23 protein-coding genes and 1 pseudogene are annotated in these 26,246 nt (G+C 74.1%); 9 read left to right on the top strand and 15 right to left on the bottom strand.

Annotation, left to right across the window (positions count from 1 at the left end):
- Positions 1 to 168 precede the first annotated feature (168 nt).
- Both OO47_RS30850 and OO47_RS30845 read right to left on the bottom strand, forming a co-directional pair.
- Entirely contained in the window at positions 169 to 1,740 is a 1,572-nt protein-coding gene (locus OO47_RS30850) for an amidohydrolase (protein ID WP_030222171.1), read from the bottom strand.
- Positions 1,650 to 3,284, bottom strand: coding sequence for an APC family permease (locus OO47_RS30845; protein WP_078490075.1), 1,635 nt, complete (start codon positions 3,282 to 3,284; stop codon positions 1,650 to 1,652). Before OO47_RS30845 ends, OO47_RS30850 begins: the two co-directional genes overlap by 91 nt.
- Positions 3,285 to 3,443: 159 nt before the next feature.
- Here OO47_RS30845 and OO47_RS30840 point away from each other — a divergent pair, with 159 nt between their 5' ends.
- Positions 3,444 to 4,052: a TetR/AcrR family transcriptional regulator gene (locus OO47_RS30840; protein WP_030222166.1), complete on the top strand. Its 609-nt coding sequence runs from the start codon at positions 3,444 to 3,446 to the stop codon at positions 4,050 to 4,052.
- 66 nt (positions 4,053 to 4,118) lie between these two features.
- Here OO47_RS30840 and OO47_RS30835 read toward each other — a convergent pair whose 3' ends face one another.
- Positions 4,119 to 7,106 (bottom strand): bifunctional [glutamine synthetase] adenylyltransferase/[glutamine synthetase]-adenylyl-L-tyrosine phosphorylase, encoded by a 2,988-nt coding sequence (locus OO47_RS30835; RefSeq protein ID WP_030222163.1) that lies wholly within the window; start codon positions 7,104 to 7,106, stop codon positions 4,119 to 4,121.
- A gap of 233 nt (positions 7,107 to 7,339) precedes the next feature.
- Here OO47_RS30835 and OO47_RS30830 point away from each other — a divergent pair, with 233 nt between their 5' ends.
- Complete coding sequence (locus tag OO47_RS30830) at positions 7,340 to 9,580, top strand: PIG-L family deacetylase (RefSeq protein WP_030222160.1); 2,241 nt, start codon at positions 7,340 to 7,342, stop codon at positions 9,578 to 9,580.
- Between the two features lie 54 nt (positions 9,581 to 9,634).
- Here the strand turns inward: OO47_RS30830 and OO47_RS30825 are convergent, their stop codons facing one another.
- Positions 9,635 to 10,894, bottom strand: coding sequence for a cytochrome P450 family protein (locus OO47_RS30825; protein WP_030222157.1), 1,260 nt, complete (start codon positions 10,892 to 10,894; stop codon positions 9,635 to 9,637).
- Positions 10,891 to 12,165: a cytochrome P450 family protein gene (locus OO47_RS30820; protein WP_033210918.1), complete on the bottom strand. Its 1,275-nt coding sequence runs from the start codon at positions 12,163 to 12,165 to the stop codon at positions 10,891 to 10,893. The genes OO47_RS30825 and OO47_RS30820 overlap by 4 nt, the downstream gene beginning before the upstream one ends.
- A 306-nt stretch (positions 12,166 to 12,471) precedes the next feature.
- On the opposite strand from OO47_RS30820, the gene OO47_RS30815 reads away from it, so the two are divergent.
- Complete coding sequence (locus OO47_RS30815) at positions 12,472 to 12,903, top strand: VOC family protein (RefSeq protein ID WP_030222150.1); 432 nt, start codon at positions 12,472 to 12,474, stop codon at positions 12,901 to 12,903.
- Between the two features lie 17 nt (positions 12,904 to 12,920).
- Here OO47_RS30815 and OO47_RS30810 read toward each other — a convergent pair whose 3' ends face one another.
- From OO47_RS30810 to OO47_RS36605, 4 genes and pseudogenes are all read right to left on the bottom strand, one after another.
- Entirely contained in the window at positions 12,921 to 13,436 is a 516-nt protein-coding gene (locus OO47_RS30810; RefSeq protein WP_234323355.1) for a GNAT family N-acetyltransferase, read from the bottom strand.
- Positions 13,433 to 13,678 carry a hypothetical protein gene (locus tag OO47_RS30805; protein ID WP_030222145.1) on the bottom strand — a complete coding sequence of 82 codons (246 nt, stop codon included), beginning with the start codon at positions 13,676 to 13,678 and terminating at the stop codon, positions 13,433 to 13,435. The genes OO47_RS30810 and OO47_RS30805 overlap by 4 nt, the downstream gene beginning before the upstream one ends.
- A gap of 169 nt (positions 13,679 to 13,847) precedes the next feature.
- A pseudogene (locus OO47_RS37475) lies at positions 13,848 to 14,128 on the bottom strand (NUDIX domain-containing protein); the annotation flags it as partial.
- 45 nt (positions 14,129 to 14,173) lie between these two features.
- On the bottom strand, positions 14,174 to 14,818 hold the full coding sequence (locus OO47_RS36605) for a DUF6461 domain-containing protein (protein WP_051716363.1): 645 nt from the start codon (positions 14,816 to 14,818) through the stop codon (positions 14,174 to 14,176).
- Positions 14,819 to 14,926: 108 nt separating this feature from the next.
- Between OO47_RS36605 and OO47_RS30790 the strand changes: the two genes are divergently transcribed.
- Positions 14,927 to 15,214, top strand: a complete 288-nt coding sequence (locus OO47_RS30790) for a hypothetical protein (RefSeq protein ID WP_106969505.1) — start codon at positions 14,927 to 14,929, stop codon at positions 15,212 to 15,214.
- Between the two features lie 85 nt (positions 15,215 to 15,299).
- On the opposite strand, the gene OO47_RS30785 is transcribed toward OO47_RS30790, so the two are convergent.
- Positions 15,300 to 16,661 carry a glutamine synthetase family protein gene (locus OO47_RS30785; protein WP_030222136.1) on the bottom strand — a complete coding sequence of 454 codons (1,362 nt, stop codon included), beginning with the start codon at positions 16,659 to 16,661 and terminating at the stop codon, positions 15,300 to 15,302.
- Between the two features lie 290 nt (positions 16,662 to 16,951).
- On the opposite strand from OO47_RS30785, the gene OO47_RS30780 reads away from it, so the two are divergent.
- The 4 genes from OO47_RS30780 to OO47_RS30765 all read left to right on the top strand — a co-directional run bounded on the left by OO47_RS30780 (position 16,952) and on the right by OO47_RS30765 (position 19,310).
- Positions 16,952 to 17,347 carry a hypothetical protein gene (locus OO47_RS30780; RefSeq protein WP_167345365.1) on the top strand — a complete coding sequence of 132 codons (396 nt, stop codon included), beginning with the start codon at positions 16,952 to 16,954 and terminating at the stop codon, positions 17,345 to 17,347.
- 90 nt (positions 17,348 to 17,437) lie between these two features.
- Positions 17,438 to 18,115 carry a DUF3105 domain-containing protein gene (locus OO47_RS30775; RefSeq protein ID WP_030222132.1) on the top strand — a complete coding sequence of 226 codons (678 nt, stop codon included), beginning with the start codon at positions 17,438 to 17,440 and terminating at the stop codon, positions 18,113 to 18,115.
- A 2-nt stretch (positions 18,116 to 18,117) separates the two neighbouring features.
- Positions 18,118 to 18,741, top strand: a complete 624-nt coding sequence (locus tag OO47_RS30770) for a DUF305 domain-containing protein (protein ID WP_033210922.1) — start codon at positions 18,118 to 18,120, stop codon at positions 18,739 to 18,741.
- A 149-nt stretch (positions 18,742 to 18,890) separates the two neighbouring features.
- Complete coding sequence (locus OO47_RS30765) at positions 18,891 to 19,310, top strand: CBS domain-containing protein (RefSeq protein WP_030222127.1); 420 nt, start codon at positions 18,891 to 18,893, stop codon at positions 19,308 to 19,310.
- 64 nt (positions 19,311 to 19,374) lie between these two features.
- Here OO47_RS30765 and OO47_RS30760 read toward each other — a convergent pair whose 3' ends face one another.
- On the bottom strand, positions 19,375 to 20,304 hold the full coding sequence (locus OO47_RS30760) for an alpha/beta fold hydrolase (protein WP_030222124.1): 930 nt from the start codon (positions 20,302 to 20,304) through the stop codon (positions 19,375 to 19,377).
- Positions 20,301 to 21,029, bottom strand: a complete 729-nt coding sequence (locus tag OO47_RS30755; protein ID WP_030222121.1) for a DUF998 domain-containing protein — start codon at positions 21,027 to 21,029, stop codon at positions 20,301 to 20,303. The genes OO47_RS30760 and OO47_RS30755 overlap by 4 nt, the downstream gene beginning before the upstream one ends.
- 241 nt (positions 21,030 to 21,270) lie before the next feature.
- Between OO47_RS30755 and OO47_RS30750 the strand changes: the two genes are divergently transcribed.
- A complete protein-coding gene (locus OO47_RS30750; protein ID WP_030222113.1) occupies positions 21,271 to 23,034 on the top strand; it encodes an NAD+ synthase in 1,764 nt (587 codons plus the stop codon).
- On the opposite strand, the gene OO47_RS30745 is transcribed toward OO47_RS30750, so the two are convergent.
- The 3 genes from OO47_RS30745 to OO47_RS30735 all read right to left on the bottom strand — a co-directional run.
- Positions 23,000 to 24,235 carry an MFS transporter gene (locus OO47_RS30745; protein WP_030222110.1) on the bottom strand — a complete coding sequence of 412 codons (1,236 nt, stop codon included), beginning with the start codon at positions 24,233 to 24,235 and terminating at the stop codon, positions 23,000 to 23,002. The genes OO47_RS30750 and OO47_RS30745 overlap by 35 nt on opposite strands.
- A 127-nt stretch (positions 24,236 to 24,362) precedes the next feature.
- On the bottom strand, positions 24,363 to 25,385 hold the full coding sequence (locus OO47_RS30740; protein ID WP_030222105.1) for an endonuclease/exonuclease/phosphatase family protein: 1,023 nt from the start codon (positions 25,383 to 25,385) through the stop codon (positions 24,363 to 24,365).
- 249 nt (positions 25,386 to 25,634) lie between these two features.
- A partial coding sequence (locus OO47_RS30735) for a TetR/AcrR family transcriptional regulator (RefSeq protein ID WP_033210914.1) occupies positions 25,635 to 26,246 on the bottom strand: 612 nt, incomplete at its 5' end.

The following is a 26,246-nucleotide window of genomic DNA, read 5'->3' as shown; positions in this document are numbered from 1 at the left end:
GTCGCCCCGATACTGGATGTATCGGGGTGATCCCGACAACGCGGCGAGCGTGCGTGCCGGGCGCCGCCGGGCAGGCGGGACTTTCGACACACGCCCTAGGGCCTGTCCGGCGGGTCGGGGTCGCGGCCCCGGCCATGATCCGCCGGACAGACCCTGGTCGGCGCCCCTTCAGTCCCCCCGGTGCGTGATCCGGCCGCCCGCGACGGCGAGCCGGACCGGGGCCCCGGCGGTCTCGTCCGCCGGAGCCGTCACCGGGTCCACGGCGAAGGCGGTGAGGTCGGCCCGGAAGCCCGGGGCGATCCGGCCCGCGACCGCCTCCTCCCCCGCCGCGAACGCCGCGTGCGTGGTCATCCCCTCCAGGGCCATCAGGCCCGTGAGCCCGTGCCGGGCCGAGGCCGCGCCGCGCGGGGCGCGGGCGGTGGCCAGGACCTGCCGGGCGTCGTAGTGGGCGATGGGCCAGTCGGAGCCGAGCGCGAGGTGCGCCCCGGCGTCCCGCAGGTCGCGGCAGCGCCAGGAGCGCCCGGCCCGCTCCTCCCCCAGCCGTACGGACCACTCGTCGGTGTGGTCGGCGCGGGTGTACGCGGTGTGCGGGGGCTGCATCGAGGCGGCGACGCCGAGCGCGGCGAAGCGCCCGAGCTGGTCGTCGGGGACGGTCTCGATGTGCTCGATCCGGTGCCGGGGGCCGCCCGTGCCGAGGCCCTCGACGGTGTCGAGGGCGTGGCGGACGGCCGCGTCGCCGATGGCGTGGGTGGCGGTGCCGACCCCGGCGCGGTGCAGGTGGGCCACGGCGGCGGAGTACGCGGCCGGGTCGGGCCAGAAGGCGTCGGTGCCCCGGCCGTGGCAGTCGGCGTGCTCCAGCCAGGCGGTGCCGCCCTCGACGGTGCCGTCCATGAAGAACTTCACCCCGCCGATCCGCCACAGCCGGCCGGCCCGCTCCTGGAGCCGTACGAGGGCGTCGAGCTCCTCCGTACGCACCCCGGGCATGCACCAGGGGGCGAGGCGCAGGCGCAGCGGCAGGTCGCCGTCCTCCTCGATCGCGGCGAGCAGTCCGGGGACGTCGTGGCCGCCGAGGTCCATGACGTGGGCGGAGGTGAGCCCGGTGGCGGCCATGCCGGCAAGCAGGGCGACGAGCCGGTCGCGGCGCTCGGCGTACGGCAGGGCGGGCAGGACCGGGGTCATCAGGTCCATCGCGGCGTGCTCGACCAGGTGTCCGGTGGGGAGTCCGCCGGGGCCGCAGACGATCTCGGAGTGCTGGGCGAAGGCGCGGGGCCCGTCGATCCCGGCGGCCTTCAGGGCGGTGCCGCTCACGAGGACGGAGTGCCCGTCGTAGAGGCGCAGATGGGCGGGGGCGCCGTCGAGGACGTCCTCGATCAGGTCGCGGTGGACGGGCCGGCCGCCGAAGGCGTTGTGGTCGAGGCCGAAGCCGAGGACCCAGCCGTCGCGGCGCTCGGCGCCCTTGAGCGCGGCCCGCAGCCCTTCGAGGTCGGTGACGGCCGAGAGGTCGGTGCCGGTGAACATCTCCAGGCCCCAGACGGGGTGGCTGTGGGCGTCGGTGAGGCCGGGGGTGAGGGTGGCGCCGGCCAGGTCGACGGTCTCGGTGCCGGGTCCGGCCCAGGCGCGGGCCTCGGCGTCGGTGCCGAGGGCGGTGATCAGTCCGTCGCGGACGGCGACAGCGGTGCGGCCGGTCGGTCCGGGGTCGCGGACGCGGGCGTTGACGAGGACGAGGTCGGGTGCGGACACGGGGACTCTCCAGGTGCGGACGGTGCGGACGGTGCAGACGGCTCGGGCGGTGCGGGCGACTCGGACGGTGCGGGCGATGCGAGCGGCTCGATCGGCTCGGACGGCTCGGACGGTTCGGGCGGCTCGGCGGCGAAGCGGGCGTAGACCTCGGGGCGGGTGCGGCGGAGCCGGTACGCCAGGAGGAGCCCGAGGAGGAAGACGGCGGGGGTGGCGGAGAGCAGGACCGCGTTGACGGCGGGCGGGGCGCCGGTGAAGAGGTCGACGTGGGCGGCGACGAGGCCGATCGCGGCGGCGAGCAGGACGAAGGCGGTGACGGGGGCGACGACCGTGCGCAGGACGCCCTCGTCGTGCCGGATCCGGCGGAAGAAGAACGGCACCGCGAGCGCCGCGAGGAGCTGGAGGAGCATCAGGCCCAGCATCCCGGGGGTGTTCACCCAGAGCAGGAGCTGCTGGTACGGGTCGGCGCCGGCGAGCGCGAAGCCGAGGACCACGAGCGCGCCGAGCACGGTCTGGGCGGCCCCGGCGACGTACGGGGAGCGGTGGCGGGGGTGGATGCGGCCGAGGGCCTTCGGCAGGACGCCCTCCTCGGCGAGGGCGAGGGTGTAGCGGTTGATGGCGTTGTGGAAGGCGAGCAGGGAGGCCAGGACGCTGGTGACGATGAGGACGTGCATCAGGTCGGCAGCCCAGGACCCGACGTAGGTGGTGATGGCGGCGAAGAAGAGGCCGCCGGGGTCGTCGGCGGCCGCCCGGACCACCTCGTCCTCGCCGAAGGCCTGGATCACGGTCCAGACGACGAAGGAGTAGAAGAGGCCCAGGAAGGCGACCGCGATGTAGGTGGCGCGGGGGATGGTGCGGGCGGGGTCCCGGGCCTCGCGCCGGTAGATGACGGTGGACTCGAAGCCGGTGAAGGCGGCGAAGGCGAAGGCCAGGACGGCGGCGGTGCCGCCGGTGAGGACGTGGGCGGGGGCGAGGCCGCCGAGGGAGAGCCCGTGGGCCCCGCCGTCGAGGAGGACGCCGCCGGCGAGGAGGACGAGGATGCCGGTCTCGGCGACGAGGAGGACGCCGAGGACCTTGGCGCCGAAGTCGATGGAGCGGTGGCCGCCGTACCAGATCAGGAGGAGGCCGGCGAGGGAGACGGGCAGCCAGGGGACGTCGTGGCCGAGGGCGGCGGCGGTGTCCGAGGTGGCGGAGCCGAGGAGTCCGTACACCCCGATCTCCATGCCGTTGTAGCCGAGCATGGCGACGAGGGCGGCGGCGATGCCGATCGGGGTGCCGAGGCCGCGCGCGATGTACGCGTAGAAGGCGCCCGCGCTGCGGACGTGGCGGCTCATGGCGGTGAAGCCGACGGCGAAGACGGTGAGGGTGAGACCGGCCAGGAGGTAGCCGACGGGGGCGCCGACGCCGCCGAGCAGGATGGCGACGGGGGCGACGCCGGCCATGACGGTGAGGGGGGCGGCGGCGGAGACGACGAAGAACGAGACGTCGGCGGTGGTGAGGGTGCCGGTTCTCAGTCCCGGGGGCGCGTCGGGGGCGGGTGCGGACATGGCTGGGGAGGGCCTTCCGGTGGCGGTGGCAGGGGTGTCGGGATGTCCGGCCGGACGTAAACCTAAAGGCTTTCGGTTTGCGCAATGTAGCCTCGGCTCCGACCGTTCGGGAAGACCCGGCGGGAATCCGACGGGAACCCGGACAGGAAGTGACGCCCCATGGGCCGGCCGCGCAGACCCCTCCTCGACCGGGAGCGCATCGCCACCACGGCGCTGGAGGTCGTGGACGAGCAGGGCGAGTTCAGCGTCCCGCAGATCGCGAAGCGGCTCGGGGTCCGGACGGCCTCCGTCTACCACCACGTGGACGGGCGGGACGGGATCGTGGAACTCCTGCGCGAGCGGGTGGCCTCCGGCATCGACGGCGGGACCCTCGACCTGGAGCCCTGGGACACGGCCCTCGTCGCCTGGGCCCGCTCCTACCGGGCCGCCTTCGCCGCCCACCCGCGCGCGATCCCGCTCCTCACCACCTCGCCGGTGCGCGCGCCCGAGGTCCTCGCCCAGTACGAGAAGGCCGTCGGCCGGCTGCTCGACGCTGGCTTCGCGCTGTCCGACGTGATGCCCGTGATCATCGCCCTGGAGAACCTCGTCCTGGGCTCGGCCCTCGACCTGGCCGCCCCCGAGTCGATGTGGGAGCTCGCCGACGAGACGGCCGCCCCCCGCCTGGCCCGCGCCCTGGACGCGGTCCCGGAGGGCCGCGCGAACCAGGCCTTCGAGCTGGCGCTCACGGGGTACCTGGCGCATGTCCGGACGCTGCTCGACGCGCCGTAGGGCCCTCGTCGGGGTGCGGGCCGGGCCCGCGCGCCACGGAAGGCGGCCCCTCCCCCGCCGGGGGCGTCACGCCCCGTAGAACAGCTCCTCCACGACCGCGCGGGCCCGGCGGGTGATCCGCCGGTAGTCGTCCACCATCTCGCCGACGTGGCCCGACTCGTACCCCAGGTACCGCGCCACCGCCGCGAGTTCGCGCGGCTCGGAGGGGAAGGTGTCGCCGGGGCGGCCGCGCACCAGCATCACCGCGTTGCGGACGCGGGTGGCGAGGACCCACGCCTCGTCCAGGGTCTGCGCCTCCTCGGTGGGGACGAGCCCGGCCGCGTGGGCGGCGGCCAGCGCCTCGCGGGTACGGGTCGTCCGCAGCCCCGGCTCGGCCCAGCCGTGCCGCATCTGGAGCAGCTGGACCGTCCACTCGACGTCGCTCAGACCGCCGCGCCCCAGCTTGGCGTGGAGCGTCGGATCGGCGCCGCGCGGCAGGCGTTCGGACTCCATCCGGGCCTTGAGGCGGCGGATCTCGCGGACCGCGTCCTCCCCCAGCCCCTCGGCCGGGTAGCGCAGCGGGTCGATCAGCTCGATGAACTCCTCGCCCAGGTCCCGGTCGCCCGCCATGTGCTCGGCGCGCAGCAGCGCCTGGCTCTCCCAGACGAGCGACCAGCGGCGGTAGTAGGCGGCGTACGACTTCAGGGTGCGGACCATGGGGCCGCTCTTGCCCTCCGGCCTGAGGTCCGCGTCGATGAGCAGCGGCGGGTCGGCGGTGGGGAGCTGGAGGAGCCGGCGCATCTCGGTGACCACCCGGTTCGCGGCCCGGGCCGCCTCCTGTTCGTCCACGCCCTCGCGCGGCTCGTGCACGAAGAGGACGTCGGCGTCGGAGCCGTACCCCACCTCGTGGCCGCCGAAGCGGCCCATGCCGATGACCGCGAACCGGGTCGGCAGCTCCTCGCCCCACTCGGCGCGCACGGCGGCCCGCAGCGCGCCCGCGAGCGTGGCCGCGTTGAGGTCGGTGACGGCCTCCCCCACCCGGTCGACCAGTGCGCCCGGGTCGGGCTCGCGGGGGCTGTCCTCGGTGCCGTACGAGCCGATGAGGTCGGCCGCGGCGGTACGGAACAGCTCCCGGCGGCGCACCCCGCGCGCCGCCGCGACCGCCTGCTCGGCGTCGTCCGCGCGCCTGACCGCCGCCAGGACCTCCTGTTCCAGGTGGTCCCGGTCGCGGGGCTTCAGTCCCTCCGGGTCGCCGAGGAGCGCGACCGCCTCGGGGGCGCGGAGCAGCAGGTCGGGGGCGAGCCGTCCGGCGGAGAGGACCCGGGCGAGGTTCTCGGCGGCGGCGCCCTCGTCGCGGAGCAGCCGCAGGTACCAGGGGGTCTTGCCGAGGGCGTCGGAGACCTTGCGGAAGCCGAGGAGTCCGGCGTCCGGGTCGGCCGAGTCCGCGAACCAGCCGAGCAGCACCGGCAGCAGGGTCCGCTGGATCGCGGCCTTCCGGCTGACCCCGGAGGACAGCGCCTCCAGGTGGCGCAGGGCGGCGGCGGGGTCCGCGTACCCCAGCGCTTCGAGCCGCTGCCCGGCCGCCTTGGGGCTGAGGCGGGTCTCGCCGGGGGCGAGCTGGGCGACGGCGTCGAGCAGCGGGCGGTAGAAGATCTTCTCGTGCAGACGCCGGACGACGGCCGCGTGGCGCCGCCACTCCTTGGTGAGCGAGGCGACCGGGTCGGTGCGCAGGCCGAGCGAGCGGGCGAGGCGGCGCAGGTCGGTCTCGTCCTCGGGGACGAGGTGGGTGCGGCGCAGCCGGTGGAGCTGGATGCGGTGCTCCATGGCCCGCAGGAAGCGGTACGCCTCGTCCAGCTGGGCCGCGTCGGCCCGGCCGACGTAGCCGCCGGCGGCGAGGGCCGCGAGCGCGTCGAGGGTGGCGCCGCTGTGCAGGGTGGCGTCGCTGCGGCCGTGCACGAGCTGGAGGAGCTGGACGGCGAACTCGACGTCCCGCAGGCCCCCGGGGCCGAGCTTCAGTTCGCGGTCGATCTGGGCGGCCGGGATGTTGTCGACCACCCGGCGGCGCATCCGCTGCACGTCGGGGACGAAGTTCTCGCGCTCGGCGGCCTGCCAGACGAGCGGGGAGACGGCCTCGATGTACCGGTCGCCGAGCTCCTGGTCGCCGGCGACCGCGCGCGCCTTGAGGAGCGCCTGGAACTCCCAGGTCTTCGCCCAGCGCTGGTAGTAGGCGAGGTGGGAGGAGAGGGTGCGGACGAGGGGGCCGTTGCGGCCCTCCGGGCGCAGGTTGGCGTCGACCGGCCAGATGGTGCCCTCGACGGTGGTCTCGGAGCAGATCCGCATCAGGTGGGAGGCGAGCCGGGTCGCGGCCTGGATCGCCTTGCCCTCGTCGGCGCCGTCGGCCGGCTCCCCGACGAAGATCACGTCCACGTCGGAGACGTAGTTCAGCTCGTGGCCGCCGCACTTGCCCATCGCGATCACCGCGAGCCGGCACTGGTCGGCGTCGTCGGGCGCGGCGGCCTCGGCGATGGCGAGCGCGGCGCGGAGGGTCGCCGTCGCCAGGTCGGCCAGCTCGGCGGCGGCCTGGGCGACGTCGGTGGTGCCGCACACGTCGCGGGCCGCTATGGCGAGCAGACAGCGGCGGTAGGCGACCCGCAGCGCGACCGGGTCGGTCGCGTCGGCGAGCCCCCGCTCGAACTCCGCGACCCCCGGGTGCAGGTCGGCCGCCTCGTACGTGACGAGGGTCTCCCAGTCGCGGGGGTGGCGGGCCAGGTGGTCGGCGAGCGCCTCGGAGGCGCCGAGCACCCCGAGGAGCCGGTCCCGGAAGGGCTTGGCGGAGAGCAGCGTGGTGGTGAACCGCTGCCGCTCGGCCTCGGGCTGCGCCTCGACCAGGCGGACCAGGCCGCGCAGGGCGAGGTCGGGGTCGGCGGTGGCGCCGAGGGCGTCGAGGAGGACGGAGTCGCCGCGCAGCTCGGACAGCTCGGGCACGTCCAGGAGCCGTTCGGCCCCCGAGGGGTCGGTGAACCCGTGTCGCAGCAGACGGGAGAACGTACTGCTCCTGCGTCCCGGCACCGTCATTCCGCCGCTCCCTCCGAGCACGTCCGCGCGCGTCCGGGCCTGGGCGGGCCCGGGGGTCCGAGCCTATCCGGCGCGGGGCGCGGGGGCCCGCAGACCTTCGGTTCATAGCGGATCACACGTGACATCCCGCACATTGGTCGCCTTTCCGGCTCGATGAACCGTATTTCTTGAAAGTCCGTCTTGCCGACGTGAGATCCGCCCGTCCGTTCGATCCGAAAGCACGTCACCGACCCATGCCCGTCCGCCTCCGCCGCCGCCCCCGCCGTTCCGACCTCGCCCCCCGCCGCGGGACCGCCGTGACCGTGGTCACGGCCGCCCTGGTGGGCGGCGCCCTCACCGTGGTCCTCTCGGTGGCGGACGCGCCGGAGGGAGGGGCGGCGCACGCGGCGGCGGACGCGCGGCCGGCCCCCCGGTCCGGGACGGCCGTGCACCCGGCGGGGGACGCCGCCCCGGAAGGGGGCGCGCGGCCGGGAGGGGACGCCGGGCCGGGAGGGGCCTCGGAGTCGAAGGCGGCCGCGCGGCTCTCGGGAGGCGGACCGGTCCGGGAGCCGGATCCGGCCGCGGAGCCCGCGGACCGTACGGCGGCGAAGCCCGTACCGGCTCCGCCGTCCCCGGCCTCGGTGGTGCAGGTCGTCGCGCACCCGGACGACGACCTGTTCTTCATGAACCCGGACATATCCCAGTCGCTCCAGTCCACCGTCCCGCTGGCCTCCGTCTACCTCACGGCGGGCGAGTCGGACGGCGTCAACGCGCGCCCGGGCGACGCCGCCGGGACCGCCGCCGACAAGGCGGGCTACGCCGAGGCCCGGCAGAACGGCATCCGCGCCGCGTACGCCGAGATGGCGACGGGCAGCAGGACCAGCCCCTGGGACCGGATCGCGATCTCCACGGCCGGCGGCGCCTGGGCCGAGATGGACACCCTGCGGGCGAAGCCGCACGTCAAGCTGGTGTGGTTGCAGATGCGCGAGGCCGGTTCCATCATCGGCGACCGCCCGCACAGCCTCAACGGCCTCTGGCACGGCCGTGTGCCCGCGCTCGGCTCCCAGCTGTCCGCCGGCACCCCGGTCTCCGCCGACTTCACGTACACCGGGGAGCAGGTCGTCGCGACGGTGACCGGGCTCCTGGAACGCTTCCGGCCGACCTTCGTGCGGATGCAGGACCCGACCCCCGGCACGTACCCGAAGACGGGGGTGTACCGGGACCACCAGGACCACCTGTACGGCGCCCGGTTCGTGCAGGAGGCGCTGGCCCGGTACGCGAAGCGGCCCGGCCGGCCGCACGTCGTGGTGCAGAACTACCTGGGCTACCCGACCACCCCCCTGCCGCACACCCTGGACCCCGAGACGGCGGGCGCGAAGCTGAAGCCCCTGAAGACGTACGCGTGGACGGACGGGGTCAGGGACTGCGGGCCCCTCGCGGGCTGCGGCGACCTGAAGGTGGCCGCGCGGCCCGCCGGACGGGGCTGGGCGCAGACCGTCCGGTACGCCCGGAACACCTCCACCTCCTGGGTGCGGCGGGAGCCGGACGGCGCCCTGCGGGCCTTCTCCGTCCTCGACGGGCACCTCGCGGTCTGGCGGAAGGAGGCGGACGCCGACGTGTGGCGGGGCCCGGAGCTGCTGCCCGGCGACGGCATCGACAGCGGGATCACCTCCGTGAGCCTGCCCGACGGCCGCATCTCCGTCTACGGCACCCGGACGGTCCTGAAGGACTACCGCCGGGAGGTGGTGAGCACGACCCAGACCGCGCCGGGCGGCGGCTTCGGTCCGTGGCGCCCGCTCGGCACCCCCGAGCGGAACGACGCCTCGGGCGCCTCGGACATCAGCGCGCCCGCCGTGGCCGTGGGCGCCGACGGCAGGGCGGTCCTGGCCGTGCGGGACAGCCGCCGCGTCCTCACCTTCCGGGAGCAGCGCGCCGGCGGCGCGTGGGGGCCGTGGCGCGTCCTGGGCGGTGTGAACGTGATCGGCGACCCGGTGGCGGCGACGGACGCGAGCGGGCGGGCGTACGTCTTCGCGAGCACCGCGAAGACCGTGCTGGCCTGGGCGCAGCAGCGCCCCGGCGGGCCGCTGACGGGCCTGGCCCGGACCGGTCTGCCGCAGACGACGCTGGCGCTGAGCGCGACGCCGCACGGCGACGGGGTGCGGCTGTGGTTCCGCAAGCCCGCCTCCGGCGACCTGCGGAGCGCCGACTTCTCGGGTACGGCCCCGGTCTCCCCGTTCACGGAGCTGCCGGGCACCGGGGTCGCGGGCTTCGGCCCGGTGAGCGGCGGCGACGGCCTCCTGGCGGTCCGCTCCCGCACCGGCTTCCTGGCGACGGCGTCGCACGGCGGGGCGGGCACGGGGAAGAAGGGAACCGGGACGCGGCCGGCGTGGACGCTGGACCGGTTCCTGTTCGCGGGGGCGCCGGACGCGGGCGCGGACGGGGTCGTGGTGATGGGCCTGGACGGACGGCCGCACTGGACACCGGCGGGGCGCTGAGCGGGCCCGGGGCCTCTCGGCCCCGGGTGTCGGGCGCCCGGTGCCAGGAGGACGTCAGGCGCCGAGGAGGACGGGGAACGCCTCCATGTCGTTCTGCGTCATGACGGGGAGCTTGCGGATGTCGGAGTCCGGCACCGCGAGCCGCAGCCCGGGGAAGCGGGCGAAGAGGGCGGGCAGGGCGATCCCGGCCTCGACGCGGGAGAGGGCCGCGCCGGGGCAGATGTGCGGGCCGTGCCCGAAGGTCATGTGCCGGATCGGGGCGGCCCTGGTGATGTCGAACGCGTCGGCGTCGGGGCCGTGCTGCTCGGGGTCGCGGCCGATCGCCCGGTAGGAGATGACCACGCCCTCGCCCTCGGCGACGACGCCGCCGCCGACCTCGATGTCCTCGGTGGCGAACCGCATGAGCAGGTGGGTGGTGGGGGTGTCCCACCGCAGGGTCTCCTCGATGACGGCCTCCCAGGAGACCTCCCCGTCCAGGACCGACTTCAGCTGGTCGGGGTGGGCGAGGAGGGCCCGTACGGCGTTGAGGATGAGCCCGATCGTGGTCTCGTGCCCGGCGGCGACCATCGCCTTGAGGTTGCCGATGACCTCCTCCTCGGTCAGCGGCTCGCCGCCCTCGTCGGCGAGGATGAGCGCGGAGGTCAGGTCGTCGGTGGGCCGCGCGGTCTTCTCGCGGACGAGACCGGCGTAGAAGACGTCCAGGTCGGCGAGGAGGGCGAGGCGCTCGTCCTGCGGGGTGAGCATCGAGAAGAACTTCTTGTACTGCCGGGTGAGCATGGCGTTCGCGGCGGGGTCGACGCCCATCAGCATGCCGACGACCTTCATGGGCAGCGGCTGCGCGAACACGGACTTGAGGTCGACGACGGCCCCGTCCCGCCCGGCCTCCTCCAGGGCGTCGAGGAGTTCGGCGGTGAACCTCTCGATGTCGGGGCGTACCGCCTCCAGGCGGCGGGGGGTGAGCGCCTGGGAGGTCTTGGCCCGCAGCCGGCGGTGCTCGGCGCCGTCGACGGTGAACATGGAGCGCCCGGCGTCGATCATCCCGATGAGCGGCCAGGCGTGCGTGACCTCGCCGCTGCGCCACAGGCCCCAGGCGTTCAGGTCCTTCACGAGCCGGGGGTCGACCAGGAGCCGCCGGGCGTCGGCGTGCCGGGTGACGGCCCAGGCGGGCACCCCGAGCAGGTCGATCCGGGCCAGCGGTCCCGCGTCGCGCAGCCGTGCCGTCTCTCCGTCCAGGTCCTGGACCATCGGGTCGATGACGACGGTCCCGCCGCCCTGGGCGGCGGCCTGTGCTGCGGCGGCGTGGGGGCAGTTCACGAGGGGTCTCCTGTCGTACGGACGGGGGTGAAGCGGACGGGGAGCGAGGTGGTGCCGCGCAGGAACGCGGAGGGGCGCCGGACGAGTTCTGCGGCGGGGACGGCGAGTTCGAGGTCGGGCAGCCGGTCGAGGAGGACCTCGATGCCGGTGCGGACGATGATCTCGGCGATTTCCTGGGCGGGGAACGGGCACCGGTACTCGCCGTGGCTGAACGCCAGGTGCGCGCCGGCGCCGCCGTGGGCGCCGTGGGATCCCCGGCGGATCAGCGGGTCGGTGTTGCCGGCGCCGAGGCCGAGCAGCAGCATGTCCCCGGCCCGGATCCGCTGCCCGCCGAGCCGGGTGTCCCGTGCGGCCCAGCGGCCGGCGAGGATCTGGGTGGGGGCGTCCTCCCACAGCACCTCGGTGGTGGCGTCGGAGACGCTGCGCCGGCCGCCGGCCATCGAGTCGGCGAAGGCGTCCTCGGTGAGCATCAGGCGCAGGGAGTTGCCGAGCCAGTCGGCGGTGGTGAGGTGCCCGGCGGCCGTGACGGCCATCAGGTCGAGCGCGTACTCCTCGTCGGTGAAGGGCTCGGGGAAGGCGAGCATGCGGGAGGTGACGTCGTTCCCGGGCGCGGCCCGCCTGGCGGCGACCAGGCGCGCCATGTGCTCGCCGAACCGCTGGTGGGCGCTCTGCGCGCCGGGCCCGCCGTCGGCCAGGTCCTTGAGCACCTTGGCGATGTCCTCGCCCTCGGCGTCGGGGAAGCCGACGAGGCGGGCGAGGACGAGGACGGGCAGGGGCTCGCAGAAGTCGGCGACGAGGTCGGCCGTGCCGCGGCCGCAGACGGCGTCGACGAGCCGGTCGGCGAGCTGCTCGCAGTGCCCGCGGATCTCGAACGGGTCGGCGCCCTCCAGGGCGGACACCACCATCCGGACGTGCCGCCGGTGCTCCTCCCCGGCGGTGAAGTAGACGGACGGCAGGGGCCGTCCGACCATCGGGAGCAGCGGCCAGTCGTCGGGGATGTGCGGCCACTGGTTCCAGAGGCCCACGTCGCGCGGGAACAGCTCGCCGTCGCTGGTGACCCGGTGGAGCTCGCGGTAGCCGATGACCAGCCAGGCGGGCACCCCGCCCGGCAGCTCGACGGGGACGACGGGCCCGTGGTCGCGCCGCATGGCCCGGTAGAGGGCCTGGGGGTCGACCTGGAACCCGGGTCCGTCGAGGGACACGGCGGCCGGGGCCGTACCGGCGTGCGCGGGGCATCCGGGGGGCGGCTGCTCGGGGTGGGGGCGCGTCATGAGTCCTGAACTCCCGACTCCTGGGGCGACAGCCGCACGTGTCGCGTTCCTGTGCTCAACGCTCGCTCACTATAGGGAGGTTGTGTGTCGCCGGAGCCCTCCATCGCGATCAATTCCGCACAGTGGACGGAAGAGAAGGGGCAGTTGGCGATCGCGAGCGCGATACGGAGGAACAAAGAAGGAACAACGGGGAGCATTCCCGCCCTTGTGCGCGCTCCCGGCTCCGAAACCGGACGGCGGGAGGGACGATTTTCCGTCAGGTCGGTGACGGCGGTCCCGATCCCCCCGAGCGGAAAGAGAAGCACCATGAACTGGACACTGGAAGTCGTCCCGGTCCCCGTCACGGACATGGACCGGTCGAAGGAGTTCTACGGCGAGAAGTGCGGCTTCACCGTCGACCTGGACGACGAGGTGGCCCCCGGCATGCGGATCGTCCAGGTGACGCCGCCGGGCTCGCGCTGCTCGATCGCGATGCTGAGCGGGATGCCGCCGATGCCGGGCACGAAGCAGACGCCCCCGGGCGGCCTGCACGGCCTCCAGCTCTGCGTCACGGACATCGAGGCGGCACGGAAGGAGCTGGTGGCGCGGGGCGTCGAGGTCTCCCCCGTGATGCACGTCGGCGAGACGGGCTGGGAGGAGGGGAAGGGCGCCACCTGGAACTCGTTCATGACCTTCGAGGATCCGGACGGCAACGGCTGGGTGGTCCAGGAGGCGCCGTCGGAACTGACGGAACGCTGAGGGGCCGGGCCGGGGCCTCAGAAGCCCGTGTAGAAGTGCCGAAGGACCCCGTCCTCCGCGACACACCGCATCCCGGCGGCCTCCATGACCCGGTGCGAGGCGAGGTTGGCCAGGTCGGCGTCCCCCTTCACCCCGGCGACGCCGGCCGTCCGGGCGGTTTCGAGGAGCGCGCGCAGGGCCTCGGAGGCGTACCCCTTCCCCCGTACACCGGGCACGAGCCCGTACCCCACGGTCACGACGCCGACCGCGTCGGGCGGCCCGTGGAACCCGATCCCCCCGACGGCGAGCCCACTCCCGAGGAGCCGAACCTCGTACGCCCGGAAGACCCCGGGATCCCCGCGCCCGAAGACCTCCCGCAGAAACCCGCCGCACCCCCGGACGTCCCCGTCCTGGGGATACCCCTCTCCCCAGAGGTCCCCGTCACGGGGCGCCCGCGCGACGATCCGCTCGGCCTCGCAGACGGTGAGCGGGTGCAGGAGGAGCCGCGCGGTGGCGACGGGAGGAACCTCCGCTCCGGAGGTCCGGGGGATCACCGCGCCTCCATCGGCTCGACCCGCCCGAGCGCCTCCGCGAACGGAACGCCGGTCCGGGCGGCGGCGATGCGCCGGGCCCGCACCTGGGCCCGGGTCCGGGGCCGGAACTCGGGCTCCCGCCCGCACCCGCACGCCTGGAACCCCTCGTACCGCAGCCCGGCCCGGAGCACGACCGCGACGACCGACCACGCCTTCCGGTCACTCCGCCGAGGCGCGGCGAAGTCGTGCCCGGCGCACAGCATGGGCTCGGAGCAGCGGGGACACGGGTGCCCGGCACCGTTCGGATGCCGTTTAAAACTGATCCGGCACGAGACGCACGCGTAGTGCAGCTTGTAGTGGAGGAAGGCGTAAGTGCACATGCCGGGACCGTACTCACAGAGCCCGGCGGCCGACCACCGGATAACCACCGCCCTACGAAACGAACCGCCGCCCGTCATGAGCCCGCACCTGGGGCCCGGCCCCGTCGAGGGCGTCGAGCAGCCGCACGGCGTACGCCTCGGCCGTCCGCTCCCGGACCTCACCAGGAGTGATCCACTCGACGGCGGTGGCCTCGTCCGAGACCCGCGTGCCCCCGCCCGCGGGCCGACACCGGAACACGAGGGCGACGATCCCCCGGGCAAGGTTCTTGTGGACCCGGTGAGTTGCTCGACCTCGCCCCGAACCCCGGTCTCCTCGCACACCTCCCGCACGACGGCCCCGGCCACGGACACGGAGTGCGGGGGTGGCATCGGCCGACCTCAGGCGATCTCCAGGACCACGGAGGAAAGCGGCTCCCCCAGGACCCGGCCCCGGGGCAGGGAGAGGCCGAAGTGGCGTTCGAGGACTTCCAGTGAGGTGCGGTGGGCGTCCTCGGCGGGGAGGTTCTCGTCGGGCAGACCGGCGGCGGCGAGTGCCTTCTGGAGGGCCGGGGCCACCTCGGGGTCCCCGTCCACGCCGGCGGAGCCCCACGAGCGGTCCAGGTGCAGGTTGAAGCCGCACAGGAGGCGCTCGTCGTGGAAGTAGTGGAACCACGGCGGCACCGGCTTGCCGTTCTCCTCCTCGAACTCCAGGTGGAAGACGTGGGCGCCGTCGCGCGAGACGGGCTCCATGCTCTCGAACTCGCCCTGCCAGAGGCCGTACAGAACGGCGAAGACCCAGTCGCCGTCCCGGCCGACCCGCACGGCCGCCTCCTCGGGGTAATCCCCGTACTCGTCCTCCAGCGCCTCGATCAGGTCCTCGCCGGTCAGCTCTCCCAGCGGCCGCAGCACGCGCCGACCCGAGCACACCGCCCCCGCGAGCCGGGACACCAGCTCCCCCTCGTCCACGCCGCGCGTCAACAGCACGCTGTAGCCGCCGTAGGTGATCGACTGGGGAGCGGCGAGCCAGGTTATTCCTTCGGTCATGCCGTCATTGTGGTCCGGTCCGAACGGGGCTTTGTCGGTCGGCTCCGCTCGGAGAGGGCCGCTCTCGTGAATGCTCCTCGAACGGCAACGATCACCTGGACGGCGTCGGTGAACGGGCTCCCTGTGCAGAACGGCGGCAAGGTTCTCCGCTGCCTGTTCGTCGAACCGTACGGCGAGGACTTCTGGTTGGAGCCCGGGGACGAGTTCGCCGTCGTGCCCGGCTCCGACGCTTCGGATCCCCGGTTCACGGTGGTCGCCGCCACGGACCGCCTGGTCGTGTGGATCCACGAAGGCGGAGACCCCGACAAGGTGGTCGTCGACTACACGGTCGTCGACAGCAGCGGAACCGAGCTGGAGTGCGGCCACCAGTGGTCCGCTGACCGCGATCCCGTCTGACGGCCCGGGAGGAGCGGGGGACGCACCGGAGCCGGACGGTTCGCGTCCGTCGGCCCCGGGCGTCGGTGCGGAGCCCTGCCCGCTGCTACAGCACCGGCAGGTTCTTCCGCAGTTCGAAGGCCGTGACCTCGGAGCGGTACTCCTCCCACTCCTGCTTCTTGTTGCGGAGGAAGAAGTCGAAGACGTGCTCGCCCAGGGTCTCCGCGACCAGTTCGCTGCGTTCCATGAGGGAGATCGCCTCGCCGAGGTTCTGGGGGAGAGGTTCGATGCCCATCGCGCGGCGTTCCGAGTCGGAGAGGGCCCAGACGTCGTCGTCGGCGCCGGCCGGGAGTTCGTAGCCCTCCTCGATGCCCTTGAGGCCGGCCGCGAGGAGGACGGCGTAGGTCAGGTAGGGGTTGGCGCCCGAGTCGATGGAGCGGACCTCGACGCGCGAGGAGCCCGTCTTGCCCGGCTTGTACATGGGGACCCGGATGAGGGCCGAGCGGTTGTTGTGGCCCCAGCAGATGTACGAGGGGGCCTCGCCGCCCGAGCCGGCCGTGCGCGTCGAGCCGCCCCAGATGCGCTTGTACGAGTTGACCCACTGGTTGGTGACGGCCGAGATCTCGCCCGCGTGCTTCAGGAGGCCCGCGATGAAGGAGCGGCCCACCTTGGAGAGCTGGTACTCGGCGCCCGACTCGTAGAAGGCGTTCCGGTCGCCCTCGAAGAGGGAGAGGTGGGTGTGCATGCCCGAGCCCGGGTACTCCGAGAACGGCTTCGGCATGAAGGTGGCCTGCACGCCCTGCTCCAGGGCCACCTGCTTCATGACCAGGCGGAACGTCATGATGTTGTCGGCCGTCGAGAGCGCGTCCGCGTACCGCAGGTCGATCTCCTGCTGGCCCGGCGCACCCTCGTGGTGCGAGAACTCCACCGAGATGCCCATCGACTCCAGCATCGTGATCGCCTGGCGGCGGAAGTCCATGCCGACGTTCTGCGGGGTGTGGTCGAAGTAGCCCGAGTTGTCGGCCGGGGTGGGCCGGGAGCCGTCGAGCGGCTTGTCCTTCAGGAGGAAGAACTCGATCTCGGGGTGGGTGTAGAAGGTGAAGCCCAGGTCCGAGGTCTTGGCCAGGGCCCGCTTCAGGACGTAGCGCGGGTCCGCGAAGGACGGCGAGCCGTCCGGCATCAGGATGTCGCAGAACATCCGGGCCGTGCCCGGGGCCTCCGCGCGCCACGGCAGGATCTGGAACGTGCCCGGGTCCGGCTTGGCGATCATGTCCGACTCGTAGACCCGGGCGAAGCCCTCGATCGCCGAGCCGTCGAAGCCGATGCCCTCGTCGAAGGCCTGCTCCAGTTCGGCCGGCGCCACGGCCACCGACTTGAGGAAGCCGAGCACGTCGGTGAACCACAGGCGCACGAAGCGGATGTCGCGCTCTTCGAGCGTACGGAGCACGAATTCCTGCTGCTTGTCCATTTCCACACCCATCCTCGCTGGTCAGGCCGCCTGATCCCACCGCCTCGGGCACATCGGGGGCACCTGAGCATCCCACCACATGGTTTCGCCCACGTTGCACACCCATACTGCCTGCTCGGGTGTGACTCAGGTAACGGGGGACGGGACCTTCCCGGCTTCCTCCCCTCCTCTCCCGCCCGGCCTCCGGCACTCGGTGGTACCCCGTTCGGCCCACGGAGCGTCTTCGCCCACTACGATCTCCGCCCATGGGGGCCCCACGGCTCGTACGCCCGTCCCGGCACGCGCGTCCCATGGCACTGGCGAGTGCCGTGGCGACGCTCCTCGCCGCGCTCTTCTTCTGTCTGGGGACGGGGCCGGGATCCCATCACGGGGCGGCCCCCGAGCCACCGGGGCAGGGGTCGGAGCAGGGTCAGGGGTCGGGGCAGAGGGAGGGGCAGGGGCAGAGGCAGGACGCGACCGCCGTCACCGTCCCCGTCGCGTACGTCTGCCCGTACGACCGCGGCGGCTGCTCCCTCTTCCCCTCCCTCTCCCCCGCGGTGCTCAGCGCGCCCCCGCTCGATCCCCCGCTCCAGGCGGCGGACGGGCTCCCGCGCCTCGCCCCGGTCTCCGGTGACGAGTCGGCGCGCCGCTCCGGCGTCCGGCCGCGCGCGCCGGACCTGCACGTCCTTCAGGTCCTGCGGACGTAGGCGGAGGCCAGGGCGGCACCCCGCCCCCACCGCCGCACGCCCGTGCCGGACCGAACCCCACCCCCACCTCCCGAAGAAGGACGACCCACCATGGCCGCCAACCGCTCCGCCAACGCCGACCGCCGCGCCCGAATAGAGGAGATGCGCCGCGCCGAGCAGGCCCGCGAGCGCCGCAACCGCCTGATCACCATCGGCGTCTCGACCGTCGTCGTGCTCGGCCTCGTCGGCTTCGGCAGCTTCGTGCTGATGAAGAAGTCCGACGAGCAGGACAGGAAGGAAGCCGCCGCCAAGGCCCCGATCGCCGCCGAGAAGAGCTGGGACGCCGCCAAGCTCGGCCGCAACCACGTCGAGACGGCCGTGAAGTACGAGATGAAGCCGCCGGTCGGCGGCGACCACAGCCAGGTCTGGATGAACTGCGACGGCGACGTCTACACGCAGCCGATCCCCGAGGTGAACGCCGTGCACTCGCTCGAGCACGGCGCCGTCTGGGTGACGTACAACAAGCAGGCCCCCAAGGGTGACGTGGACGAGCTGGCCAAGAAGGTCGGCAAGACCAAGTACACGCTGATGAGCCCCGTGGACGACCAGGCCGGCGCGATCATGCTGTCCGCCTGGGGCAAGCAGGTGACCGTGGACGGCGCGGACGACCCGCGCGTCGACGCCTTCCTCACCAAGTACGTGCAGGGCCCGCAGACCCCGGAGCCGGGCGCGGCCTGCACGGGCGGGCTCGACGCGAGCGGTGCGGGCGGCGCGGGGATGGGCCGGTGAAGGTGAACCGCACGCAGGGAGCGGCGATCGCCGCCGTCGCCCTCGCGGTGCTCTTCGCCGGAGGTGCCGTCACCGTCGCCTCCGCGGACCGCGACGAGGCGCCCGCCACCCCCGTCTCCACGTCGGCGGACGCCGGGTTCGCCCGGGACATGGCGGTCCACCACCAGCAGGCCGTCGAGATGTCATTCATCGTCCGGGACCGGACGAAGGACGAGGCCGTGCGCCGGCTCGCGTACGACATCGCCAACACGCAGGCCAACCAGCGGGGCATGATGCTCGGCTGGCTCGACCTGTGGGGGCTGCCCAAGAACGAGTCCGGCGTCGAGCCGATGGCCTGGATGGGCATGGGCGGCTTCGGCGACGACGGCGCGCCGGACGGGGCGGTCATGCCGGGCATGGCGACCAAGACGCAGATCGAGCAGTTGCGGAAGGCCGGGGGCCGGGAGGCCGAGGTCCTGTACCTGAAGCTCATGACCGAGCACCACCGGGGCGGGGTCCACATGGCCGAGGCCTGCGTGCAGAAGTGCACCGTGGGCACCGAGCGCGCGCTCGCCCAGGGCATGGTCGACGCGCAGAAGTCCGAGATGCTGCTGATGGCGGACATGCTGAAGGAGCGCGGCGCCTGATCCCGGGCCCGTGAGCCGAAGCCGTACGGCCCCCGTGACCCGCTGCGGTCGCGGGGGCCGTGCCGTGCGCCGACAATGGGTGGGCTCGGGGATTCGTACGACCGCGTTCGACTGACGACCACGTTCGACGACGAAAGGTACGCGACCCCATGACCACGGCGAAGGACATCATGCACTCCGGGGCCCGGTGGATCCCGGCTCACGAGACGCTCGACCGCGCCGCGCAGCTGATGCGCGACCTGAACGTGGGCGCGCTGCCCATCGCCGACGAGAACGAACGCCTCTGCGGCATCCTCACGGACCGCGACATCGTCGTCGGCTGCGTGGCCATGGGCCACGACCCCGCCGAGGTGACCTGCGGCGAGATGGCCAAGGGCACCCCGCGCTGGGTCGAGTCGGACGCCGACGTGGGCGCCGTCCTGGAGGAGATGCAGAGCCACCGGATCAAGCGGCTGCCCGTCATCGAGGACAAGCGGCTCGTCGGCATGATCAGCGAGGCCGAACTGGCGCAGCACCTGTCGGACGAGCAGATCAAGGCGTTCTGCATGAGCGTCTACGCGTCTTCCTGACGGCTCCGGACGTCCCCCGGGCGTATACGGCGCCCTCCTGACCCCTCCGGACGTCCCCCGGGCGTTACGCGCCCTCCTGACCCCTCCGGACGTCCAGGACCGCCCGGGCCACCCGGTCCGGGCGGTCCCGCATGACCAGGTGGCCCGACGGTTCGGCCGCCTCGTAGCGGGCGCCGAGCCGCCGGGCGAGCGCGCGCTGGCGCCGCTCCCAGCGGGCGGAGCCGTCGGGGGCGGCGAGCACGGTGACGGGCAGGCCGGGCGGGAGGGGGCGGTCCTCCCGCAGGACGAGGAGTTCGGCGGCGACGGCTCCGTAGCGGGCGTTCTCCAGGAGGGTGCCGCGCAGCACCCGCGAGGTGCGGTAGACGCGGCGGACGAGGGCGCGGTCGGTACGGACGGGGGCGGGGCCGGTACGGAGGAGGCCGGGGTCCGGGCCGGTACGGACGGGGCCGGGGCCGGTACGGACGGGGGCGGGGCCCGGGTCCGGGCGCGGCCCCCCTCTCCGTACGGTCCCCGCGCGGACCGCGAGGTCCCGGACCGCCGGGCCGAGCGCCGCCGGGAGTCCGGCGGCGGCGAGGACGGCGCCGAGCGCGCGGGCGGGCGCGGTGGTGCGGGACGGGCGGGGGTCCTCCTCGACCGAGGAGTCGACGAGGACCAGCCCTGCGGTCCGGTCCGGGTGCAGCCGGGCGAAGGCCTCCGCGTGGAACCCGGCGATCGAGTGCCCGACGACGACGACCGGCCCGCGGTGGCCGAGCGCGTCGAGGACGGCCGCGATCCGGTCCGCCTCGCCCGCCGCCGTCGGCGGGGCCGCCGCCGGGGCGGAGAGGCCGTGGCCGGGGCGGTCGAAGCGGACGACCGTGCGGTACGGGGCGAGGTGCGGGACGACCGGGTCCCAGTCGAACCAGCTCATGCCGAGCCCGGCGCTCAGGACGCAGACGGGGCCCGAGCCCTCGGCCACCACGTGGTGGGGCACGCCCCCGATCCGTACGAAGGTCACCGCCGCTCCCTCTGTCCGTCCCCGGCCGGGGAGCGGGCGAGGGAGTACGCGAGGACGGCGAGCCACACGGCCACCAGGAGGACCTGGAGCCGCTGTCCCGCGCCGAGCGCCCAGAGGCCCTTCCCGGCCTCGAAGGCGGCGACGGCGGCGAGCGTCCAGGCGGTGGCGGCGAACTCCAGGGCGACCAGGGCCGGTCCGGTACGGGCGAGGGGCAGGCGGCGGTCGTGCCGGCGGGCGGCGACGGTCAGGGCGACCAGGGCCGCGAGCGCGCCCGTCATCGCCAGGCTCGAACTGACGGCGTGGGCCGCGTGGGTGGCGGGCACGAGCCCGGCGGTCTCGCGCGCCGCGCACACGGGGTCGACGGTCGGGGCGCAGCTGAGCGGCAGCCGGGAGTCGGCGGCGGTGGCGGCCCCGAAGACGGCGAGGGCGGTCCAGCCGCCCACGGCCCAGGGGTCGCGCCCCTCGTGCCCCGGCACCCCGGACCCGCGCGCCCTCCAGGCGCCCGCGAGGCCCGTCAGGGCTCCCGCAAGGACCAGCAGGCCGGCCGCGAAGTCGGTGGCGCGGAAGAGGCCGCCGAGGGGCTGGTCGGCGGCGGCCAGCTCGGAGACGTACGTCCGGACCGGGTCGAGTCCGGTGTGGACGAGGACTTCGAGGACCCAGGCGGTGTACGCGAGCGCGCCGAGGGCCAGCAGGGCGGCGGCGGTCCGCGTGACGGTCCTGGACATACCGGTCGAACGCGGGGGTGCGGGCGGAGGTTCCCGGTCGCGGGCCCCGATCGCGGGAACGACTCCGCACGGGTCCCGATCGCGGGGGCGCCTCCACAGGGGCACCCTCGCGCGGGCTCCGGTCCCGGGGGCGCCTTCGCGAACGGGCCCGCGATCCGGGCCCGGGGCCGCCGGGCCCCCGGCCGGGATTCCCGACCCGCACCCCAGGACATAGCGTCGGTCTGACGATTAGACTGGGTGCGTGCCTCAACTACGCCTCGCCCTCAATCAGATCGACTCGACCGTCGGAGACATCGCCGGGAACGCCGAGGCGATCGTGCACTGGACCCGGCACGCCGCCGGGCAGGGCGCGCATCTCGTCGCGTTCCCCGAGATGGCGCTGACCGGATACCCCGTCGAGGACCTCGCGCTGCGCTCCTCCTTCGTGGAGGCGTCCCGGACGGCCCTGCGCGGGCTCGCCCGGCGCCTCGCGGAGGAGGGGTTCGGGGAGGTGCCGGTGGTCGTCGGCTACCTGGACCGCTCGGAGCGGGCGGAGCCCCGGCTCGGCCGGCCGGCGGGGTCGCCGGAGAACGCCGCCGCCGTGCTGTACGGCGGGGAGGCGGCGCTGCGGTTCGCCAAGCACCACCTGCCCAACTACGGCGTGTTCGACGAGTACCGCTACTTCGTGCGGGGCGACACGCTGCCCGTCGTCCGGGTCCACGGGATCGACGTGGCCCTGGCGATCTGCGAGGACCTCTGGCAGGACGGCGGCCGGGTCCCGGCGGCGCGCGCCGCGCGGGCGGGGCTGCTCCTGTCGGTGAACGCCTCGCCGTACGAGCGGGACAAGGACGACACGCGCCTCGAACTGGTCCGGGCGCGGGCCCGGGAGGCCGGGTGCGTCACCGCGTACCTGGCGACCACCGGCGGCCAGGACGAGCTGGTCTTCGACGGCGACTCGATCGTGGTGGACGCGGAGGGCGAAGTCGTCGCGCGGGCGCCGCAGTTCGTCGAGGGCAGCGTGATCGTGGACCTGGACCTTCCCGCGTACGACCCGGACGCCCCGGAGGGGCCGGTCGGGGAGGACGGGCTGCGGGTCGACCGGGTGGTGCTCTCCGAGAAGCCGCTGCCCGCGTACGAGCCGGAGCTGACGGGCGGTTACGCGCACCGGCTCGACGACGACGAGGAGGTGTACTCGGCGCTCGTCATCGGGCTGCGCGCCTACCTCGCGAAGAACGGTTTCCGCTCGGTCCTGGTCGGCCTGTCGGGCGGCATCGACTCCTCGCTCGTCGCGGCGATCGCCTGCGACGCGCTCGGCGCGGAGAACGTGTACGGGGTGTCGATGCCGTCGAAGTACTCCTCGGAGCACTCGCGCGGCGACGCGGCCGAGCTGGCCCGCAGGACCGGGCTCCACTACCGCACGGTGTCGATCGAGCCGATGTTCGACGCGTACACGGGGGCGCTCGGCCTCACCGGGCTCGCGGAGGAGAACCTCCAGGCCCGGCTGCGCGGCACGGCCCTGATGGCGCTCTCCAACCAGGAGGGGCACCTGGTCCTCGCGCCGGGCAACAAGTCCGAGCTGGCGGTGGGGTACTCGACGCTGTACGGGGACGCGGTGGGCGCGTTCGGGCCCATCAAGGACGTGTACAAGTCGGACGTCTTCCGGCTGGCGCGCTGGCGGAACCGGGCGGCCGAGGAGCGCGGCCAGACCCCGCCGATCCCGGAGAACTCGATCTCCAAGCCGCCCAGCGCCGAGCTGCGCCCGGGTCAGGTGGACACGGACTCACTGCCGGACTACGAGGTCCTGGACGGCATCCTCGCGCTGTACGTGGACCGGGACCGGGGACGGGACGAGATCGTGGCCGCCGGGTACGACGAGGAGCTGGTGACGCGGACGCTGCGGATGGTGGACGCGGCGGAGTACAAGCGGCGCCAGTACCCGCCGGGCACCAAGATCTCGGCGAAGGGCTTCGGCAAGGACCGGCGCCTGCCGATCACGAACCGCTGGCGGGAGTCCCCTGCCGGCTGACCTCCGCTCCCGTGCCTTCGAAGGGGCTTCCCGCGACCACGCGGGAGGCCCCCTCCGGCGTACGGCGGTCGAGCAGTCCCGCCACCGCGGCGACCGCCAGGCCGACGGCGGTGAGGCCCGCGCCGACCAGGGCCGGTGAGGTCCAGCCCCAGCCGGCGGCGACGGCCGCGCCGCCCGCCCAGGCGCCGCCCGCGTTGGCGAGGTTGAAGGCCGAGTGGTTGGAGGCGGAGGCGAGCGTGGGGGCGTCCGCGGCCCTGTTCATGACCAGCATCTGGAGCGGGGTGGTGGTCATGAAGCCGACCGCGCCGAGGACGACGACCGTGACCAGGGCGAGCCAGGGCACGTGGACGGCGAAGCGGAAGGCGACCAGGGCGAGGACGAGGGCGGCGAGCGATCCGTACAGGGTGGGGCGCAGGGCGCGGTCGGTCAGCGGTCCGGCGGCGAGCGCGCCGCCGGTCATCCCGAGGCCGAAGAGGGCGAGGACGAGGGTGACGGTGGAGTCGCCGAAGCCCATCACCTCGGTGGTCATCGAGGCGAGGTACGAGTAGACGGCGAAGACGCCCGCGAAGCCGAAGACGGCGGTGAGCAGGCCGAGCAGCACCTGCGGGCGGCCGAGGGCGCGCACCTCGCGGCCCAGGCCGCCGTGCCGGTCGGCGGGGATCGGCGGGACGAGGCGGGCGAGCGCGGCCACGGCGAGCAGGCCGATCGCGGAGACCACGAGGAAGGTGGCCCGCCAGCCGAGGTGCTGGCCGAGGAGGGTGGCGGCCGGGACGCCGAGGATGTTGGCGACGGTGAGGCCGAGGAACATGGTGGCCACCGCCCGCGCCTGCCGCCCCTCGCGGACGAGCCGGGCGGCGACGACCGCGCCGAGGCCGAAGAACGCGCCGTGCGGGAGGCCGGCGAGGACCCGGCCCGCGAGGAGCCAGCCGAAGCCGGGGGCGAGCGCGGAGGCCAGGTTGCCGACCGTGAAGAGGGCCATGAGCAGCAGGAGCATCCGCTTGCGGGGGATGCGGGAGCCGAGGGCGGTGAGCAGCGGGGCGCCGACGACGACCCCGATCGCGTACGCCGAGACGAGGTGTCCGGCGGTGGGGACGGAGGTGCCGAGGTCCTCGGCGACCTGGGGCAGGAGCCCCATCATCACGAATTCGGTGGTGCCGATGCCGAAGGCGGAGACGGCCAGGGCGAGCAGCGCCAGGGGCATGGGGGGAGAGCCTTCCGGAGGGTGGGGCCTGGGATTAGTTCGCAGTCTGAACAAATTGTCGCAGACGACGGGTTCCCGGTGGCTTCCGAAGGGTGAAGGGGAGGTTTCGGGCCGCTGCCCGTACCGCTCAGAACGTCACGCGGGCGGCGATCGGCAGGTGGTCGCTCCGCGTGGCGGGCAGCGACCAGGAGGAGACGGGCTCGACGCCCTTGACCATGATCTGGTCGATGCGGGCCATCGGGAACGAGGCCGGCCAGCTGAACCCGAAGCCGTCGCCGGCCGCGCCCTGGGTGGAGCGCAGCTGCGAGGTGACGGCGTTGAGGGCGCGGTCGTTCATGGTGCCGTTGAGGTCGCCGAGGAGGACGACCCGCTCGTTCCGCTCCCGGGAGATGGCCTGGCCGAGCGCGTCGGCGCTGTTGTCGCGCTGGTTGGCGGTGAAGCCGGCGTTCATCCTGACCCGTACGGAGGGCAGGTGGGCGACGTACACGGCCACCTCGCCCTTCGGGGTCACGACGGAGGCGCGCATGGCGCGGGTCCAGCCCATGTGGATGTCGACGGGCCGCGCGTCCCGCAGCGGCAGCTTGCTCCAGAGGCCCACCGTGCCCTGGACGGAGTGGTACGGGTAGGCCTCGACGAGGCCCTTCTCGTAGACCGGGACCATGTCGCCCTTGAGCTCCTCCAGGGCGAGCACGTCGATGCCGGAGGCGGCGAGCTGCCGGGCCGCGCCCTCGGGGTCCGGGTTCTCGGCGTTCACGTTGTGGGTGGCGACGGACAGGTCGCCGCCGGAGGCCGACTTGTCGGCGACGAGCCCGCCGAAGAGGTTGAGCCACACCACGGCCGGAAGGAGCAGGGCGATCAGCGCGGTGGCCGACCTGCGCAGCAGGGCGAGGACGAGCAGGAGCGGCACGAAGAGGCCGAACCAGGGCAGGAAGGTCTCGGTGAGGCTGCCCAGGTTGCCGACCCGGTTGGGGATCTCGGCGTGGAAGACCATCACGAGGGTGAGCCCCACGGCGGTCAGGGCGAGCAGGATGCCCCGGCGCCAGATCCCCGGATCGCGGCGGAGCCGGCCGAGGGAGGCCCGGAACCGGGAACGGGGACGCTCGCCGTTCGCACCGCCGTACTCGGTCCCCGTCGTGTCCACCCGCGTCATCGCTGCCCTCACTGCCTTGCCGCCGTACTGTCGTGCCTGCTGCCGCGACCCGACGTCGACACTAGGCGATGAGGGGGCGGCCGTACTCCCCCAGGGACGACACCGTGTGCGTGGCGGGTTCCTGCGGAGGTGCCGGAGCGGGGCGGCTGTGACAGAACGCTCATATTCACGCCGGTCCGCCCCTCCGCCTCCGCCCCTCCCCTTTCCGCGCCCCGTGGCGGCTTTCCGCGCCCCGTGGCGGCCCGGGTGTCAGGCGCGGGGGCGCAGGCCGTCCAGGAGGGCGTCGACGACCCGCTCGGCGAGGCCGGGCTCCAGGTCGGAGGAGTCCGGGCGGACGACGGTGCGCAGCAGCAGGGGGCCGACGAAGAGGTCGTTGACGAACTCGGCGTCGAGGTCGTCGCGGATCTCGCCCTCCTCCATGCCGCGCCGCACCGCGTCCAGGCCGAGCCGGCGGCGCGGTTCGATGACGGTGAGCCGGTAGGCGTCCCACAGCTTGGGATACAGCTGCATCTGCGAGAAGACGGTGTGGAGCAGGGCGGAGGAGCGCTTGGCGAGGCCGCGCCGCCGCAGGGCCTCCAGGAGCGCCACGAGGTCGTCCCGGACCGAGGTGCCGGGCAGCACGGGGTCCGGGGGCTCCAGGGAGCGCAGGAGGTCGACGAAGAGGTCCTCCTTGCCGGACCAGCGGCGGTAGATGGTGGCCTTCCCGACCCCGGCGGTGCGGGCGATCCGCTCGACGGACAGCTCGGTCAGCGGGACCCCGTCGTCCAGGAGCCCCCCGACCGCCTCGTAGATCGCCTGCTCGACGGCCTCGGACCGGGGGCGGCCCCGGCGGGGGGCGGGGGCGGAGGCGCCTCCGGCGGG

Source organism: Streptomyces bikiniensis, from assembly GCF_000716625.1.
GTDB lineage: Bacteria > Actinomycetota > Actinomycetes > Streptomycetales > Streptomycetaceae > Streptomyces > Streptomyces bikiniensis.
Note: the sequence above shows the minus strand (reverse complement) of the source record. Positions and strands in the feature narration are given on the sequence as shown.

Excerpts from the sequence above, each read along its gene's own strand:
- OO47_RS30845 (WP_078490075.1), bottom strand. The coding sequence starts at position 3,284 with ATGTCCGCACCCGCCCCCGACGCGCCCCCGGGACTGAGAACCGGCACC.
- OO47_RS36605 (WP_051716363.1), bottom strand. The coding sequence starts at position 14,818 with ATGACCGAAGGAATAACCTGGCTCGCCGCTCCCCAGTCGATCACCTAC.
- OO47_RS30835 (WP_030222163.1), bottom strand. The coding sequence starts at position 7,106 with ATGACGGTGCCGGGACGCAGGAGCAGTACGTTCTCCCGTCTGCTGCGA.
- OO47_RS30775 (WP_030222132.1), top strand. The coding sequence starts at position 17,438 with ATGGCCGCCAACCGCTCCGCCAACGCCGACCGCCGCGCCCGAATAGAG.
- OO47_RS30745 (WP_030222110.1), bottom strand. The coding sequence starts at position 24,235 with ATGCCCCTGGCGCTGCTCGCCCTGGCCGTCTCCGCCTTCGGCATCGGC.
- OO47_RS30780 (WP_167345365.1), top strand. The coding sequence starts at position 16,952 with ATGGCACTGGCGAGTGCCGTGGCGACGCTCCTCGCCGCGCTCTTCTTC.
- OO47_RS30755 (WP_030222121.1), bottom strand. The coding sequence starts at position 21,029 with ATGTCCAGGACCGTCACGCGGACCGCCGCCGCCCTGCTGGCCCTCGGC.
- OO47_RS30820 (WP_033210918.1), bottom strand. The coding sequence starts at position 12,165 with ATGACGCGCCCCCACCCCGAGCAGCCGCCCCCCGGATGCCCCGCGCAC.
- OO47_RS30830 (WP_030222160.1), top strand. The coding sequence starts at position 7,340 with ATGCCCGTCCGCCTCCGCCGCCGCCCCCGCCGTTCCGACCTCGCCCCC.
- OO47_RS30765 (WP_030222127.1), top strand. The coding sequence starts at position 18,891 with ATGACCACGGCGAAGGACATCATGCACTCCGGGGCCCGGTGGATCCCG.
- OO47_RS30740 (WP_030222105.1), bottom strand. The coding sequence starts at position 25,385 with ATGACGCGGGTGGACACGACGGGGACCGAGTACGGCGGTGCGAACGGC.
- OO47_RS30815 (WP_030222150.1), top strand. The coding sequence starts at position 12,472 with ATGAACTGGACACTGGAAGTCGTCCCGGTCCCCGTCACGGACATGGAC.
- OO47_RS30805 (WP_030222145.1), bottom strand. The coding sequence starts at position 13,678 with ATGCTGTGCGCCGGGCACGACTTCGCCGCGCCTCGGCGGAGTGACCGG.
- OO47_RS30785 (WP_030222136.1), bottom strand. The coding sequence starts at position 16,661 with ATGGACAAGCAGCAGGAATTCGTGCTCCGTACGCTCGAAGAGCGCGAC.
- OO47_RS30840 (WP_030222166.1), top strand. The coding sequence starts at position 3,444 with ATGGGCCGGCCGCGCAGACCCCTCCTCGACCGGGAGCGCATCGCCACC.